This window comes from Mycobacterium sp. NGS11 (assembly GCF_059813315.1).
On record NZ_JCALEJ010000003.1, the window covers coordinates 198,221 to 212,277 of the forward strand.

Sequence of the window (14,057 nt, forward strand, 5' to 3'; positions counted from 1 at the left end):
CGGGGTACAGACTGGTGCAATGGATGAAAGTGTCCAGGAATCGACGTGTGGGGGGCAGACGTGACGGCGCCCGAAACGCGCCGGACGTTGAACGGCCTCTCGGACATCCGCGCGTTCTTTCACACGAACAAGGTGCCGCTCTACTTCATCTCGCCCACCCCGTTCAACCTGCTCGGCGTTGACCGCTGGATACGAAACTTCTTCTACCTGACCTACTTTGACTCTTTCGAGGGCACCCACTCGCGGGTGTTCGTGCCGCGGCGGCGCGACCGTCGTGACTTCGAGTCGATGGACGAGGTGTGCAGCCACCTGCTGTCCGATCCCGAAACGGTCGAGTTCATCGCCGGTAAAGGACCGGGCGGCAAGTGCTGCTTTGTGATGCTCAACGAGGAAATCCAGGCTCTGGCGCGGTCGGCGGGCCTCGAGGTGATGCATCCGCCGATCGAGGTGCGTCAGCGCTTGGGCTCCAAGATCGTCATGACGCGCCTGGCCAACGAGGCGGGTATACCGAGCGTGCCACACACGATCGGACGGGCCGGCTCCTACGACGAGCTTCTGCAGCTCGCGCAGAGCGCCGGATTAGGCGATGACCTGGTCATCTCGGTGGCCTACGGCAACGCCGGCAGCGGGACCTTCTTTGTGCACGGTCAGCGCGACTGGGATGAGCACGCCGGTGACCTGACCTCGCAGCAGGAAATCAAGGTCATGAATCGCATACGCAACGTCGAAGTGTGCCTCGAGGGCGCCGTGACCCGTCACGGTACGGTCGTCGGTCCCGCCATGACGAGCCTCGTCGGTTATTCGGAACTGACCCCGAGCCGGGGTAGCTGGTGTGGAAACGACATCTGGCGCGAGGTGTTGCCGCCCGCCCAGACTCACGCCGCCCGAGAGATGGTGGCAAAGCTGGGTGACGTGATGCGCCGCGAGGGTTACCGCGGCTACTTCGAGGTGGACCTTCTGCACGACCTCGACTCCGACCAGCTCTACCTCGGCGAGGTGAACCCGCGCCTGAGCGGGGCCAGCCCGATGACGAACTTGACCACCGAGGCGTACGCGGACATGCCGTTGTTCCTCTTTCATCTGCTCGAGTACATGGACGTGGACTACGAGCTCGATATCGATGAGATCAACTCCCGCTGGGAGCGGGGTTACGGCGAAGACGAAGTCTGGGGTCAGGTGATCATCACGGAGACTTCGCCGGATATCGAGCTGTTCACCGCGACGCCACGCACCGGCGTGTGGCGCATCGACGACGACGGTCGGGTCTCCTTTTCGCGGACCGCCAACGACTGGGCCACGCTGCTCGACGGCTCTGAGGCCTTTTACATGCGGGTCGCGGCGCCCGGCGACTTGCGTTCGCAGGGCGCCCAACTCGGCGTGCTCGTCACTCGCTCACACCTGCAGACGGACGACTACCGGCTCAGCGAGCGCTGCCAGCGCTGGGTCAAGGGTATGAAGGCGAAGTTCGTCTCGACTCCCCTGACACCGGCCGCGCCGATCGTTTCCCGGCTCGTCGCACGAGCGTGAAAGGCGCCCCGGCCGGTCTCGCTTTGGACAACTGGCTCTCGGCGCCCTACGCGCATTGGTCCTTCCAGCACGTCGAGGACTTCGTGCCCACTGAGGTGATCTCGCGCGGGACCGGACCGGTCGCGGCGTTGCCGGCAGCCACTTCTCCCGTGTCCGCCATCCCCGTGACGGGCACCGGTGGCGCGGCCACCACGGTGGGGGCGGTGATGGCCGGCACCGCCACCGACGGATGGGCCGTCGCCCACCGCGGTGAGATGGTGGCCGAGGAGTATTTCGGTGGCATGGGACCGCAGACCCGGCACCTGCTGTTCTCGGTGAGCAAGTCACTGGTGGGAGCGGTGGTCGGCGCGCTGCACGGGGCCGGCGCGATCGCACTCGATGCGCCGGTGACGGATTACGTTCCCGCACTGGCGAAGTGCGGCTATGCGGGCGCGACGGTGCGTCATCTGCTGGACATGAGGTCGGGCGTCGCCTTTTCGGAGAGCTACGACGACCCAGCCGCGGAGATACATCTGCTCGACCAGGCGATGGGCTGGGCACCCAAGCGCAGTGCGGATGCTCCCGCCACGCTGCAAGAGTTCCTGTTGACTCTGCGCCAGAAGTCCGCTCATGGCGGCCCGTTCGAATACCGTTCGTGTGAAACCGATGTACTGGGCTGGATCTGCGAAGTCGCCGGCGGCCGGCGAATGCCCCAGCTGATGTCGGAATTGCTGTGGAGCCGCATCGGGGCCCAACGAGACGCGACGATCGGTGTAGATGCTTGCGGCACAGGGTTTTTCGATGGTGGTATCAGCGCGTGTCTCACCGACATGATCCGGTTCGGTTCGCTGTTCCTGCGCGACGGTGTCTCGATGACCGGCCAACAAGTCGTGCCGACGACGTGGATCGCGGACACTCTGGACGGCGGTCCCGACTCGCGTCAGGCGTTCGCCGCCAGCCCCGACGACAACGAAATGCCCGGCGGGATGTACCGCAACCAGATGTGGATTCCCTATCCCGGCAAGGACGTCGTGCTGTGTCAGGGCATGTGCGGTCAGATGATCTACGTCAATCGCCGCGCGGAGCTGGTCGTCGCCAAGTTGTCCACCCACATGGCCTCTCATGAGCCGCACATGTTCGACACGTTGCTCGCATTCGATGCGGTAGCACGCGACTTGGCGTGAATCACGGGCCAGTGCGCCGGCGCATGCGGAGAATTGGGCGAGCCGCTTTTGAACATTGGGCTATTCTGCTGTCTGTCTTGCTTTGCAGCGGCACAGTTTTGACGGGTCTCTCGCGCCGCAGGGATTGGAAGGGAATCAAATGCCTTCACCTCGCAGGCTGGCGACAATCGCCGCCCCGGTCATCGTTGCCGCGACAGTTGTGGGCAGCCCAGGCAATGCGGCCGCGACCCCCCAAGACGACGCGTACCTCGCGCAGTTGCGCGCCGTCGGCCTCACGTGGCCGCCGAAGACGGAAGAGGCTTTGATCGCGGAGGCGCACGACGTCTGCTACGACCTCACTTGGGGCTGGACGCCGCAACAGATCGCCGACGACCTGCATGCCCGCTTGGACACGAAGGGCGTGTCGTTGCTCGACGTCGGAAGCCTGGTCAACGCCGCTCACTCGGTTTATTGCCCTGGCAATGTGTGCGACGCCCCCAGCCTGTGCACCTGAGAAGCCAGGGCAGGACCTATCGGTGGGCAATGCCAGAACTGGCTGTAGCGTGTCGGCCGTGAAGTCCTTCCGGATGTACTCCTCCGTCGCGCTTGCGGCTTCTGTCGCAGCAACCGCCATGACGCTCGCTGCCGCGGGACCGGCCACCGCGGCCGGCTCCTGCCCTACCACGGCACCGCAGAACGGCGGAACGCCCGACTGGACGCTGAGCGGCACCACGGGCAGCGTTGCGGTCACCGGGTCCACGGATACGACCGCTCCGCTGGTGAACGTCACCGCACCGTTCAGCGTGAGCCAAACCCAGGTGCACACACTGCATGCCGGAGATGGGCCGGTGGTCTCCAGCACCGCGCGGGTCTCCGTCTGCTACATGGGCGTCAACGGACGTGACGGGTCCGTCTTCGACAGCAGCTATCAGCGCGGCGCACCGGTCGACTTCCCGCTCACCGGAGTCGTTCCGGGCTTCCAGAAGGCCATCGCGGGGCAAAAAGGCGGGTCCACGGTCGCCGTCGCGATGGTCCCCGCCGATGGCTACCCCGAAGGTCAGCCCAGCGCCGGGATCCAGCCCGGCGACTCGCTTGTCTTTGCCATCAAGATCCTCAACGCCGCGGGATAACGCCGCCGTCAAACCCGTTGTGCCGTAGCTCATTCGCTCAACGGCGCGAACATGAGCGCGGGATCTATCCGGAGTTGTTGCGCGACGTGAGTGGTGTCCCAATACTCGCGCCAGTGCGTGATCGCGCCGTCGCGAAGCTCGAACAGCGCTGTGACGTGGAATGTGACCGCGACGCCGTTCATGGCGTTCACGTCCATGCTCGACGATGACGGTGTCGTCATCGGACACGATCGTGCGGATCTCACTCCCCTCGATCATGCCCGTCGACAGGGTGTTGTGCTTCTCGAGTTCGGCTCGCGCCGCGTCGCGTCCACGAACTACCGGTGATAGTGGCACGTGAAGTCGCCAGACGAAGTCGTCGGCCATGAGTGCGGTCATGGCGTCGATGTCCATGCTCTGGCCGTAAGCGGCATGTATGAAATCGACGACAATCTTCTCGTTGTCGTTTTTGGGCGCAACACTTTTCGCCATCTCACGTCCTTGGTGGTTGCGGTTCGCTAGGTTTCGAACTGTAGATGACCGCGACCGGTTTGGGCACCGATACACGAAGCGCTTAACGAGAGCTCAGGGGCGGCGCAGCGTGATGATGGTGACGTCGTCGTCGGTATGGCCCGATGCCATCGCCGTCCAGATCTGGGTCGCCGCCGAATCATGCGCGCGGCCGAGGATTTCGGCCAGAAGATCGAGCCCGTCGTCGATCGATTCGCCCCGGCGTTCCACGAGTCCGTCGGAGAACAGGACCAAGCCGTGTCCGGGTTCGATGGTGAAAGCGCTGGGGGCGTAGCTGACACCTTTGACGCCGATGGGCGGCGAGAGCTTGATCGGTGCCGGGACCGCCGGCGCGCGGGAGTTCGTCAGGTAAGGCATCAGGTGACCGGCGGACGCCGCCTCCACCCGACCCGAGCCGAGATCGACCCGCGCGGCAATGACGGTGGCGAAGGCTCCGCGCAGCATGTGCACGCAGAAGTCGTTGAGCTGTTGTAGCGCCTCGGCAGGTGTGGCGCCGGCGAACAACTGGGCGCGTAGGGCGTTGCGCAGCGCCGCCATGGTGCCGGCCGCGGCGATGCCATGCCCTGCCACGTCGCCGATCAACACGATCAGCCGGCCGTCGCGCAGCTCGAACGCGTCGTACCAGTCGCCCCCGACGTTGTCCCCTGAGGCGGGCTCGTAGTGGGCGGACAGTTCCCAATTTTCGAGTGCCGGGATGGACTCGGGCAGCAGGCTGCGCTGCAGCGTCTCGGCCACGCGCAGCGCTCCCCGCGTGCGGCGGTACAGCGACTCGACCAGGTGGCGCCGCAACGACACCGCGGAATCGGTCTCGCTCTGCGACCACGGCTCGCTGCGCTGGTGGACGATCTCGCGCCAGCGGTCGAACGATTTGCGCGGGCTGAGCCGAAGTTGGTCATCCTCGCTGCCCGCGATCGCCTTGTTGTATGGGTCGCCGCCCCAATCGACCGAGCGCAGCACTTCCCGCCGGAACCAGATGGCGTATTGCCCGTCAGGCAGGTTGAGCACCAGCGCCCCGGCGGCCACCTGGGGATCGAGATCGAGTTCGGGCAGCGCGCCCGACAGGCACTCGCTGCTCGCGATGTCGTCGTCCACGTCACGCGCCCAGGCGGCGACGGCCGCCACGATGTCCGGTGGTGGAACCGAGCCACGCATCCGCAGATCGCCCCCGATGTCGATGACCACGCCGTCGGCGGGCACGAGGTCGAGCAGGTCGGGCGCGCCGAGCAGCGCCTCCGACAGCGGTTCGCCATCGTCCAGCGTGGCGGCGAGGAGCTTGGCGACGACGGCCTGCGCGGCCAGCCGCTTGTGTAGTTGTTCGTCCTCGAATCGGTCGACGAGTCGCAGCGACAGGGTCGAGCCGAGGAACTCGGCCGCCACCCGCGTGCCGAACGGCGGCAGGTGCGGACCTGCGTAATGGTGACAGGCGATCAGCCCCCACAGCCGCCCCTGCCGCAGCAACGAGATCGACATCGATGCGTGCACGCCCATGTTCTGCAGATACTCGATGTGAATAGGCGAAACGCTGCGCAACGTGGCATACGTCAGGTCCAGCGGCGCGTCGGTCACCGGGTCGACGCTCGGCACCAGCGGTGCCGGCGTGTAGCCGACGTCGGAAATCAGCCGTATCCAGTTCTTCTCGTACAGTGCGCGCGCCTGCGCCGGAATATCGGTCGACGGGTAGTGCAGGCCGAGGAAGGAGTTGAGGTCGTCGCGCTTGGACTCGGCCACGACCTCGCCGTTGTTCTCCTCGTCATAGCGGTAGACCATCACCCGGTCGAAGCCGGTCAGGTCGCGGACGGCGCGCGCGGCGGTGGCGTACAGCTCGGTCAGCGTGGCGGCCCGATTCAACTCCTCCACCGCACCGCGGACCGCCTGATACGTGTTCGGGAACGAGAACGGCCGCTCCCCGTAAGCGATCTCGAGTTCCACCAACAGCACGCCGCCCGGCTCACGGTGCAGGATCGCGTCGAAGGCCCGCGACTCCCCGGCGACCTCGATCGTCAACTCGTGCGGGTTGTGCTGGCGCAGACTGCCGAAGGTCGCCGCGGCCTGCTCGACGCGGGCCGCTTGCTCGGAACCGATCAGTTCGGACAGGTGCCGGCCCAGCACGGTCTCGACGGGACGGCCGAGCAGGTCGACGACGTTGGCGCTGACCTGACGCACCTCGAACGCCGGCTCGTGCACCACCGCGAGCACACCGCGCGGCTGGATGCTGCCGGGGATGTGGATCGGCTCACGCGCACAGTTGTCCAGGTCGATCGGGGTGCCGACCGGCACGAGACCCTCGATCGGCTGATTCGCGGGCACCGATGGCCGGACGAGCCGCTCGTCGCTGGTCACGCGAGCGGCTTGATCGGATTTGCGAGGGGTGGCAGCCAGACCTCCACGCTATCAATGTGTGTCGCGATTGTGGCGCGCGCCGATTCGCATCCGCCGCTGTAACCGCCGCCGCCGCGATCACCAATGTAATCTGGGCAGGTCATGCGCTCGATCGCCGTCCCAACAAGCCGCCGCCTGTCGGTCGCGATGAAGGAGGGCTCGGCGGCCGAACACGACGCCGCCGAGCAGAGCCCGTTCATGTCCGAACTACTCGCCGGCCGGATCGCCGCGGCGGGATATTCCGACTACTTGCTGCGATTGCGCGTGGTGTACGCGGCCCTGGAGGAAGCCGTGCGGGCCCGCCGCGAGGATTCCATGGTGGCCGCCGTGTACGACCCGGCCTTGGAGCGCCTGACGGCTCTCGATGCCGACCTCGAACACTGGCTGCCCCAAGGTGCCGAACAGGAAGTCGACTCGCCCGCTGCGGTGGCCTACGCCGAGCGGCTCGGTGCTCTCACGTGGGGCGGTGCGCTGGTCGCACACCACTACACGCGCTATCTCGGGGACCTCTCCGGAGGCCGGGGTATCGGCAAAATCCTGGACCGGACGTTCGGGCTGCGCGGCGCCGGCCTGGCGTTCTACGAATTTCCGGTGCGGCCCAAACCGTATAAGGACGCTTACCGGGCTCGCCTCGACGCACTCAGCACCGACGCCGCCGAAATCGATCGCATCGTCGCCGAGGTGAAGTTCGCCTTCGGCCTGAACCAGGCGCTCTTCGATGAATTGGCCGGCGCCATCGTGGACCATCAGCGCTGACGCACGTCGATGCGCGAGCCCAGCGGACGCATCAAACTTGATTGAACCCGCCGTCGGCGGTCACGGTTGATCCAGTGCTGAAGCTGGACAGATCGCTGGCCAAAAACACTGCGGCATTGGCGATCTCGGTCGGATCGGCGAAGCGGCCCAGCGGAATCGTGGCGATGCGCCCGGCGCGGAATTCTTCGACCGACGCCTCGGGATCGGTCTGCGCTGCCAGTGCGTCGCTTCCGGGGGTGGCGGTGGACCCGGCCACGATGACGTTGACCCGGATGCTGCGGTCGGCGAGTTCGTTGGCCCAGGCACGCGCCAGTGACCGCACGGCCGCCTTCGTGGCGGCGTAGATACTCAGTCCGGCGCGGCCGCGATCGGCGGTGGTAGAGCCGGTCAGGATGACGGAGGCGCCGTCGTTGAGCAGTGGCAGCGCCTTCTGGACGGTGTAGACGACTCCCTTGACGTTGGTGGTCAACAGCGCGTCGAGGTCGTCGTCGGTGATCTCCCCCAGCCGCGCCACCCTCGTCGAACCGGCGTTGGCCATCACGATGTCGAGGCCCTTACCGGCGGCCGCAACCTCGGCGTACAGCCGATCGAGATCTTCCGGCGATCCGACATCACCGGTCACTGCGGTGGCGCGCGGCCCCAATTGCTTTGCCGCATCATTGAGTTCGGGCTCGCGTCGGCCCGTGATGAAAACCCGATCGGCGCCTTCGGCGAGAAACCGCCGAGCGGTGGCCAGGCCGATGCCCGAGTTGGCACCGGTGATGACCGCGGTCTTGTGGTCGAGCAATCCCATTCAGTTCTCCTGAGCTCGGCGCGACGGGCGGCGTTCGGTCATCCGAAGCCTGCTTACTTTACTTACCCGCCAGGCTATTTGGCCGGCTTCGCGCGCCCGCGCCCCGCCATCTTGTGATGTCACCGCTTGACTGCGAACGGGCAGCCTCAGCGGGCGACTCCTCACTCGAACTAGAGTCTGCACCATGATCGCCGCTTCGATCTCGTGGTCAGCGAGCGGCCGGTTGCCGGCCGCCGGGGAATCCGCAGGCTAGGGCCGGTACAGACGCGTGGCGGCTCTGGCATTGGCACTTGCCGGATTGGCGCTTCTCGACTCGCTGAACGTGCTCAACCTGGGAGTGGTCTCGGCCGTCATCTTCGACAGCCGACTGGGTCGTCGGTCACCAATTCCCGGCGCCCTGAGTTACATCGCGGGCGTGTTCGCGGTGACGACCGCGTTCGGCATGTGCACCGTGCTGGGCATCGGCTTCATCACCGAGATGCTTGACTTTCACCTGACACCGGCGATTCGCTTCCGTGGCGAACTGCTGCTGGGGATCGTGTTGATCGGATTGGCCTATTTCCCGCTGACCGCCCAATCCTCGGCACCGGGGTGGGCGCTGGCCGCAATGCGGCAACGGCCGTGGCTGCTGGGATTTTTGGGGTTAGCGGTGGGTAGCGGCCAAGCACCGACCGCGGTGCCCTACCTCACCGGGCTGGCAATGATCGCCGCGCTGCACCCCAGACCGCCGCTCTGGCCGCTGGTCGTCATCGCCTATTGGGCGATCGCCTTATCGCCGCCGCTGCTGATCCTCATCCTGTCGATGAGAAAAACCATGCGAGCCAAGCGTATTCAGCGCGCGATCGTGCGTGGCCTCACCCGCTATGGCCCGATGTCGGTGCGGCTGTTGTTCCTGGTGTTCGGAACCGGGCTCATCGCCGATGCGCTGGTCAATCACAGCGCGCTCTGGTGACGCACGGCGACTTCTGATGTCTCACAGAGCGATTCTTCTTCCGCCGTAAACCCGATCAAGCTCCACTTCGGGATGACAGGCAAGTTCCTCTGAGGCGAGTCATAGCGCTCCAACACCTCTTCTGGTCCTGCACGCTGTCAAGTAGTGCGATGATGCACCGAGGCCAAGAGCGCGCGGGAGGTGGATGTGTCGTGGCGGTCGATGTTGGAGGTGCAGTCTCGACGGCTTCGGTCGTTGTCGCCGCAGCGGTGGCCGTGCTCGGCGTGGTCGGTTACCAGAACCGTAGGGCGAAGCTGTCGGCCATCCGTTCTGCGTTCACTCACGTCATCGGTCTTCTCGCTGCCCAGGATGCAGAGCGCCGACTTGCCGGTGCCATTTTCCTACGCCGGTTCTTGGACCCGTCGAGCGAATTCGGTATCCGGGACGGCCTGTTCCGGCGCCGCGCACCGTACGCCAGGGAGGCCCAGAACGTCATGGCGGCGGTCCTTCGCGGTGTCCCACGAGGCAATCTGCAGAAGCTCCTAGCCGATGGGCTGGCCCACGCCAAAACGCTCGATGAGGAGGACTTACAGCGGACGAACCTGCAAGATGCATACCTGGGAGAGGGCGGCCCTCTTAAGCCAAAGGGACACGGCGGCTCACTCAAGGGGGCAGACTTTTACCGTGCTGATCTCAGCGAAGCATCGCTGAGGGGCGTTAAGGCCCAAGGCGCCAAGTTTTATCAGGCGCGGCTTCAAGGAACCGTGCTTCGGGACGCGGAGCTTCAAGGCGCGACCTTTTTCGAAGCGGACCTTTTTGGCGCGAATTTCAAGGGTGCTTTACTGCACGGTGCATCTTTTGCCGGTGCCCGCAACATCCCCGAAGAGCTGATGCCTTACCTCGCAAACGAAGAAACGAAATTCGACTCGAAGGAACCGGCACCAGCGCCTGCAAAACCCGCAGCCAAGCGTCCGCATGTTTTTCTTAGCGCGCCATCGGACCGAAACCCGGCGCAAGTTTCGGTGTGCGAGCGCCTCGCCGAGCTATTCGCCCGCGAGGGTCTGCTCCTCGAGGCCCTGCCACGTCACGACTACCCACCGTCGTCAGCCCTAGCCGAGATCGCCCGCCGCTTGGATGGGTGCGCCGGCATGGTGGTGCTTGGACTCCGGCACAGTGGCGCCGATCCTGATGGGGCATCAGCGGGCACCACCCCATGGACACACGTGGAAGCGGGTATGGCTTACGGCAAGGGATTGCCGCTCCTGCTGCTACGCGAACCTGGTGTTAGCACAGGTGTATTCGACCATGCGGTCGACGGCCATCACACTCACGTCGTCGATCTTGAGGATCGCTGGAGCGAGGAGAGCATGCGGAGCGCATTGCGGCCGTGGATCTTTGAGGTTTCGAAATCCCTGGATCCCGACCGTCCCAACGACTCAGGCCTTCTTGAGGCTGACTAAGTTTGGCGAAGCTGCAATTCCTAGCGCTCGATGACGAGTCACCACGGCATAGGCGAGATGTGATCCAAAGTTGCGATCATGGTCGCCGGCAACGTCGGCAACTCGACGTACCTGCGGACGAGAATCGTCTGGGCGCAGATGTGCCGCCTCAGGCCTGCGGTCCCTCCGGCGGCCAGTGTGTCCCGGGCGAAGCGTCGCCGGGGCTCTCGAAATCGCCGCGGGACAGCGGCACCCACCGCTCGCTGGGTGCGGGCTGTTCTGACGAGGGGAAGTCGCGCAGGCTGCCGCTGGGCTTGGCGTCCCACTTGGCGAACGTCAACGGGGTCTGCAGCCACGCATGCAGCAGGTGGTACGCCGCCTCCAGCGAATCGATGTGGGTCCGTTCCCAACCATGGCTGCCGTCGACGCCGAAGCCCACCAGCGCGGCCCGGGTATTGGCCCCGGCCTCGATAGCCGCCGCGGCGTCGGACCGGTAGTAGCGAAAAACGTCGCGGGCGAACGGAATTCCCCGCTCATGTGCGAGCCGGCAGAGTTTTCGGGTCAGGTGATAGTCGAACGGGCCGTGCATGTCGGCCATCGGGATCGTCACGCCGTCCTCAAGCGAGTGCTGGCCGGGCGCGCACACCGCGTTGTCCACCGAGACGAGCTCGGCGACATCCGCGGGCAGGCCGTGGCTGGCTCCGTGACCGACCTCTTCGGTGATGGTGACCATGATCGTGGTGCGGTGCGGCAGCACCACTTTGTTCTCGGAGAAGTTCTTGGCCAAGGCGAGCGCGATCGCGACGCCCGCCTTCCCGTCGAGGTGGCGAGAGACGATGAAGCCGTCGGCGGTGAGCTCGGGGCTGGTGATCAGCGCCACGAAGTCACCGATTTGCAGGCCGAGCCGAACCAGATCTTCGCGCGTGGACACCTTGCGGTCGATACGGACCTCGACGTGCTCCCAGTTCGTGGGTTGCGTGTCGATCTCGTCGCCGAACGCATGCCCACTCGCCTTGAGCGGCAGGACCGTGCCGGTGATGAACTCGTCGGGGTCGTCGATGAAGATGCGCACCCGGGCGCCGGCGGCGAAGCGCGCCGAAAAGGTGCCGACCGGGACCAATTCGAGGCGGCCGTTGTCCTTGAGCTCGCTGACCATGCAGCCGATGGTGTCGGAGTGCACGACGAGTGCCCGGTCGATCGTCGCCGACTCGCCCGGCAGTTCGGCGGTCAGTGCGCCGCGCCGGGTCAGCGTGAACGGCACCCCGAAGTCATCGAAGATGTCGCCGATCACCTGCATCACCGCGTCCGTGCGTCCCGCGGGACTCGGGGTCTGCAGTAGCGCGAGCAGCGTGTCGATCATCCACGCGCGGTCGGCCTCGGCCATGGCCACGGACTGGCCCACGTCATCTCCTCTCGAGTCGTCGGGACGCGTTCAACCTACCGTGTGGCCGGCCCCGAATGCCCGTCGCGGGCTGCCGTCACCCACCCGTAGTGACGCATCCGACATGTGCATCGCGCTAGGAGGCGGCTTCCAGCTCGGAGATCAGATCCGCGAGGGTGAGGATTCGCTGGGCGTCGCGCACGTGCAGGCTCTCGATCATGCGGCCATCCACCGTGATCACGCTCGTTCCGGCGGCCTGCGCCTGCTCGTAGGCCGAGACGACCTTGCGGGCGTCGCCCACCTCCGTAGCGGACGGACCGAAGAGCTCGTTGGCGGGGCCGATCTGCGACGGGTGGATCAGGGTCTTGCCGTCGAATCCCATCTCGCGCCCCTGCCGGGCCTCGGCCCGGAATGCGGCCTCGTCGGTGATGTCGTTGAACACCCCGTCCAGGATCACCTTTCGGGCCGCCCTGGCTCCCAACAAGGCCAGGCCGAGGGCGGGCACGGCGGGAGCGCGCCCGGGGACGTGCAGGCCGTGCAGCTCGTTGACCAGGTCGTTGGTGCCCACCACCAATCCGGCCAGGCGATCGCTGGCCGACGCGACCTCCTCGGCCCGCAGAAAGGCCCGGGGTGTTTCGATCATCACCCACAGCTGCAACGACTTCCGCGCCCCCAGGGCGTCGAGCGCATCAGCCAGCACTTGAACCTGTTGACCTGTCTCGACTTTCGGCACCAGCACGCCGTCGGCCGTCGACGCGGCCACGGCGGCCAGGTCGTCGTCATGCCAATCGGTGTCCAAGGCGTTGATACGCACGAGGACCTCGCGGGGCCGGTAGCTCTCCGACGAGATCGCCTCGCACACCGTTGTCCGCGACTCGGCTTTCGCGTCTGGTCCCACCGCGTCCTCGAGGTCGAAGATCAGCACGTCCGCCGGCAGCGATCTGCCCTTCTCCAGCGCGCGGGGCTTGTTGCCGGGCAGGTACAGGGCGGATCGGCGCGGGCGCAGGGTAGGTGTCATTGGTGCGCGTGGCATAGCCAGAAAGTACCCTTCGGTACCGGTGGTGTAGTTGCCGGTGGTGAGCGGCGTCGAGGGCGAATTGGTCGACGCGGCGGGTGAATTGCGGAAGGGGAAGCGGATGTCATCGTTTGGCTCGGCGCGCAGCGAGGGCGACAGCTGGGACCTGGCCTCCAGCGTGGGGGCGACCGCGACGATGGTGGCGGCCTCCCGGGCGCTGGCGTCCCGAGAGCCGGACGCCCTGCTTGACGACCGGTTCGCCGAGCCGTTGGTGCGGGCGGTCGGGCATCCGTTCTTCACCCGCATGCTGGATGGCCAGATCCCGCTCGACACCGACGACATGCCGATGACGCTGCAGCAGCGACGCGAGCAGATTACGGTGCGGACCAGATTCTTCGATGACTTCTTCGGCGCCGCCACCGCCGCCGGAATCCGGCAGGCCGTCATTTTGGCCGCCGGGCTGGACGCGCGGGCCTATCGGTTGCCATGGCCTTCCGGCACCGTGGTGTTCGAGGTAGACCAGCCCGAGGTCATCGCCTTCAAGTCCGACACACTTGCCCAGATCGGTGCCGAACCGACCGCCGAGCGCCGGACCGTCGCTGTCGATCTTCGCGATGACTGGCCAACGGCGCTGCGCGACAGCGGCTTTGACGCCAACACCCCTACCGCCTGGATCGCCGAGGGCTTGCTGCCCTATTTGCCGCCCGAAGCCCAGGACCGCTTGCTGGACAACATCACCGCGCTCAGTGCCCCGGGCAGCCGGCTGGCCACCGAGAACATCACCGACATGAGCGTCTTCACCGACGAACGAGCACGGGCGATGCGCAGCGCCTGGCGGCAGCACGGACTGGACATCGACGTCGCCGAGCTCGTCTGGCTCGGGGAGCGCCGCCCGGCCGCTGAGCACCTGGCCGCCACCGGCTGGAACGTCACGCGCCGACCGACCGAACAGGTGTACGCCGACTACGGATTCGTGTTGCCCGACAACGAAATCCTGAAGCGATTCCGTCACGCGATCAGTTACCTCAGCGCCGAATCAGCCTGAGGCCGCGGG

The 14,057-nt window shown here is 66.0% G+C and carries 13 protein-coding genes and 1 pseudogene; 8 read left to right on the forward strand and 6 right to left on the reverse strand.

Annotated features, from left to right (window positions below):
• Positions 1-45: 45 nt before the first annotated feature.
• The 4 genes from AC5Y4T_RS05865 (at position 46) to AC5Y4T_RS05880 (ending at position 3,799) form a co-directional block, all read left to right on the forward strand.
• Positions 46-1,527, forward strand: a complete 1,482-nt coding sequence (locus AC5Y4T_RS05865) for a biotin carboxylase (RefSeq protein ID WP_499952407.1) — start codon at positions 46-48, stop codon at positions 1,525-1,527.
• Positions 1,524-2,690, forward strand: a complete 1,167-nt coding sequence (locus AC5Y4T_RS05870; protein ID WP_499952408.1) for a serine hydrolase domain-containing protein — start codon at positions 1,524-1,526, stop codon at positions 2,688-2,690. The genes AC5Y4T_RS05865 and AC5Y4T_RS05870 overlap by 4 nt, the downstream gene beginning before the upstream one ends.
• 139 nt (positions 2,691-2,829) lie before the next feature.
• Positions 2,830-3,183: a DUF732 domain-containing protein gene (locus tag AC5Y4T_RS05875; RefSeq protein WP_499952409.1), complete on the forward strand. Its 354-nt coding sequence runs from the start codon at positions 2,830-2,832 to the stop codon at positions 3,181-3,183.
• Between the two features lie 73 nt (positions 3,184-3,256).
• The gene (locus AC5Y4T_RS05880; protein WP_499952488.1) at positions 3,257-3,799 is read left to right on the forward strand and encodes an FKBP-type peptidyl-prolyl cis-trans isomerase; all 543 of its coding nucleotides are present in this window, start codon (positions 3,257-3,259) and stop codon (positions 3,797-3,799) included.
• Positions 3,800-3,828: 29 nt separating this feature from the next.
• Here the strand turns inward: AC5Y4T_RS05880 and AC5Y4T_RS05885 are convergent, their stop codons facing one another.
• The 3 genes and pseudogenes from AC5Y4T_RS05885 to AC5Y4T_RS05895 form a co-directional block, all read right to left on the reverse strand.
• On the reverse strand, positions 3,829-4,020 hold the full coding sequence (locus AC5Y4T_RS05885) for a limonene-1,2-epoxide hydrolase family protein (protein ID WP_499952410.1): 192 nt from the start codon (positions 4,018-4,020) through the stop codon (positions 3,829-3,831).
• A gap of 10 nt (positions 4,021-4,030) precedes the next feature.
• Positions 4,031-4,270: pseudogene (locus AC5Y4T_RS05890) on the reverse strand (nuclear transport factor 2 family protein); the annotation flags it as partial.
• 93 nt (positions 4,271-4,363) lie between these two features.
• Positions 4,364-6,649, reverse strand: a complete 2,286-nt coding sequence (locus AC5Y4T_RS05895; RefSeq protein ID WP_499916319.1) for a SpoIIE family protein phosphatase — start codon at positions 6,647-6,649, stop codon at positions 4,364-4,366.
• A 141-nt stretch (positions 6,650-6,790) separates the two neighbouring features.
• Here AC5Y4T_RS05895 and AC5Y4T_RS05900 point away from each other — a divergent pair, with 141 nt between their 5' ends.
• The gene (locus AC5Y4T_RS05900; RefSeq protein ID WP_499916321.1) at positions 6,791-7,444 is read left to right on the forward strand and encodes a biliverdin-producing heme oxygenase; all 654 of its coding nucleotides are present in this window, start codon (positions 6,791-6,793) and stop codon (positions 7,442-7,444) included.
• A gap of 31 nt (positions 7,445-7,475) precedes the next feature.
• Here the strand turns inward: AC5Y4T_RS05900 and AC5Y4T_RS05905 are convergent, their stop codons facing one another.
• Entirely contained in the window at positions 7,476-8,237 is a 762-nt protein-coding gene (locus tag AC5Y4T_RS05905) for an SDR family NAD(P)-dependent oxidoreductase (RefSeq protein WP_499916323.1), read from the reverse strand.
• A gap of 268 nt (positions 8,238-8,505) precedes the next feature.
• Between AC5Y4T_RS05905 and AC5Y4T_RS05910 the strand changes: the two genes are divergently transcribed.
• Together AC5Y4T_RS05910 and AC5Y4T_RS05915 are read left to right on the forward strand one after the other, a co-directional pair.
• The gene (locus AC5Y4T_RS05910) at positions 8,506-9,189 is read left to right on the forward strand and encodes a GAP family protein (protein ID WP_499916325.1); all 684 of its coding nucleotides are present in this window, start codon (positions 8,506-8,508) and stop codon (positions 9,187-9,189) included.
• Between the two features lie 191 nt (positions 9,190-9,380).
• Complete coding sequence (locus tag AC5Y4T_RS05915; RefSeq protein ID WP_499916327.1) at positions 9,381-10,628, forward strand: pentapeptide repeat-containing protein; 1,248 nt, start codon at positions 9,381-9,383, stop codon at positions 10,626-10,628.
• 148 nt (positions 10,629-10,776) lie between these two features.
• Here AC5Y4T_RS05915 and AC5Y4T_RS05920 read toward each other — a convergent pair whose 3' ends face one another.
• Together AC5Y4T_RS05920 and AC5Y4T_RS05925 are read right to left on the reverse strand one after the other, a co-directional pair.
• The gene (locus tag AC5Y4T_RS05920; RefSeq protein ID WP_499916329.1) at positions 10,777-12,009 is read right to left on the reverse strand and encodes an osmoprotectant NAGGN system M42 family peptidase; all 1,233 of its coding nucleotides are present in this window, start codon (positions 12,007-12,009) and stop codon (positions 10,777-10,779) included.
• A gap of 115 nt (positions 12,010-12,124) precedes the next feature.
• The gene (locus AC5Y4T_RS05925) at positions 12,125-13,006 is read right to left on the reverse strand and encodes an HpcH/HpaI aldolase/citrate lyase family protein (protein ID WP_499916778.1); all 882 of its coding nucleotides are present in this window, start codon (positions 13,004-13,006) and stop codon (positions 12,125-12,127) included.
• A gap of 118 nt (positions 13,007-13,124) precedes the next feature.
• On the opposite strand from AC5Y4T_RS05925, the gene AC5Y4T_RS05930 reads away from it, so the two are divergent.
• Positions 13,125-14,048, forward strand: coding sequence for a class I SAM-dependent methyltransferase (locus AC5Y4T_RS05930; RefSeq protein ID WP_499916780.1), 924 nt, complete (start codon positions 13,125-13,127; stop codon positions 14,046-14,048).
• The last annotated feature ends 9 nt before the right edge of the window (positions 14,049-14,057 follow it).

Excerpts from the sequence above, each read along its gene's own strand:
- AC5Y4T_RS05880 (WP_499952488.1), top strand. The coding sequence starts at position 3,257 with ATGTACTCCTCCGTCGCGCTTGCGGCTTCTGTCGCAGCAACCGCCATG.
- AC5Y4T_RS05925 (WP_499916778.1), bottom strand. The coding sequence starts at position 13,006 with ATGACACCTACCCTGCGCCCGCGCCGATCCGCCCTGTACCTGCCCGGC.
- AC5Y4T_RS05875 (WP_499952409.1), top strand. The coding sequence starts at position 2,830 with ATGCCTTCACCTCGCAGGCTGGCGACAATCGCCGCCCCGGTCATCGTT.
- AC5Y4T_RS05905 (WP_499916323.1), bottom strand. The coding sequence starts at position 8,237 with ATGGGATTGCTCGACCACAAGACCGCGGTCATCACCGGTGCCAACTCG.
- AC5Y4T_RS05930 (WP_499916780.1), top strand. The coding sequence starts at position 13,125 with ATGTCATCGTTTGGCTCGGCGCGCAGCGAGGGCGACAGCTGGGACCTG.
- AC5Y4T_RS05900 (WP_499916321.1), top strand. The coding sequence starts at position 6,791 with ATGCGCTCGATCGCCGTCCCAACAAGCCGCCGCCTGTCGGTCGCGATG.
- AC5Y4T_RS05885 (WP_499952410.1), bottom strand. The coding sequence starts at position 4,020 with ATGACGACACCGTCATCGTCGAGCATGGACGTGAACGCCATGAACGGC.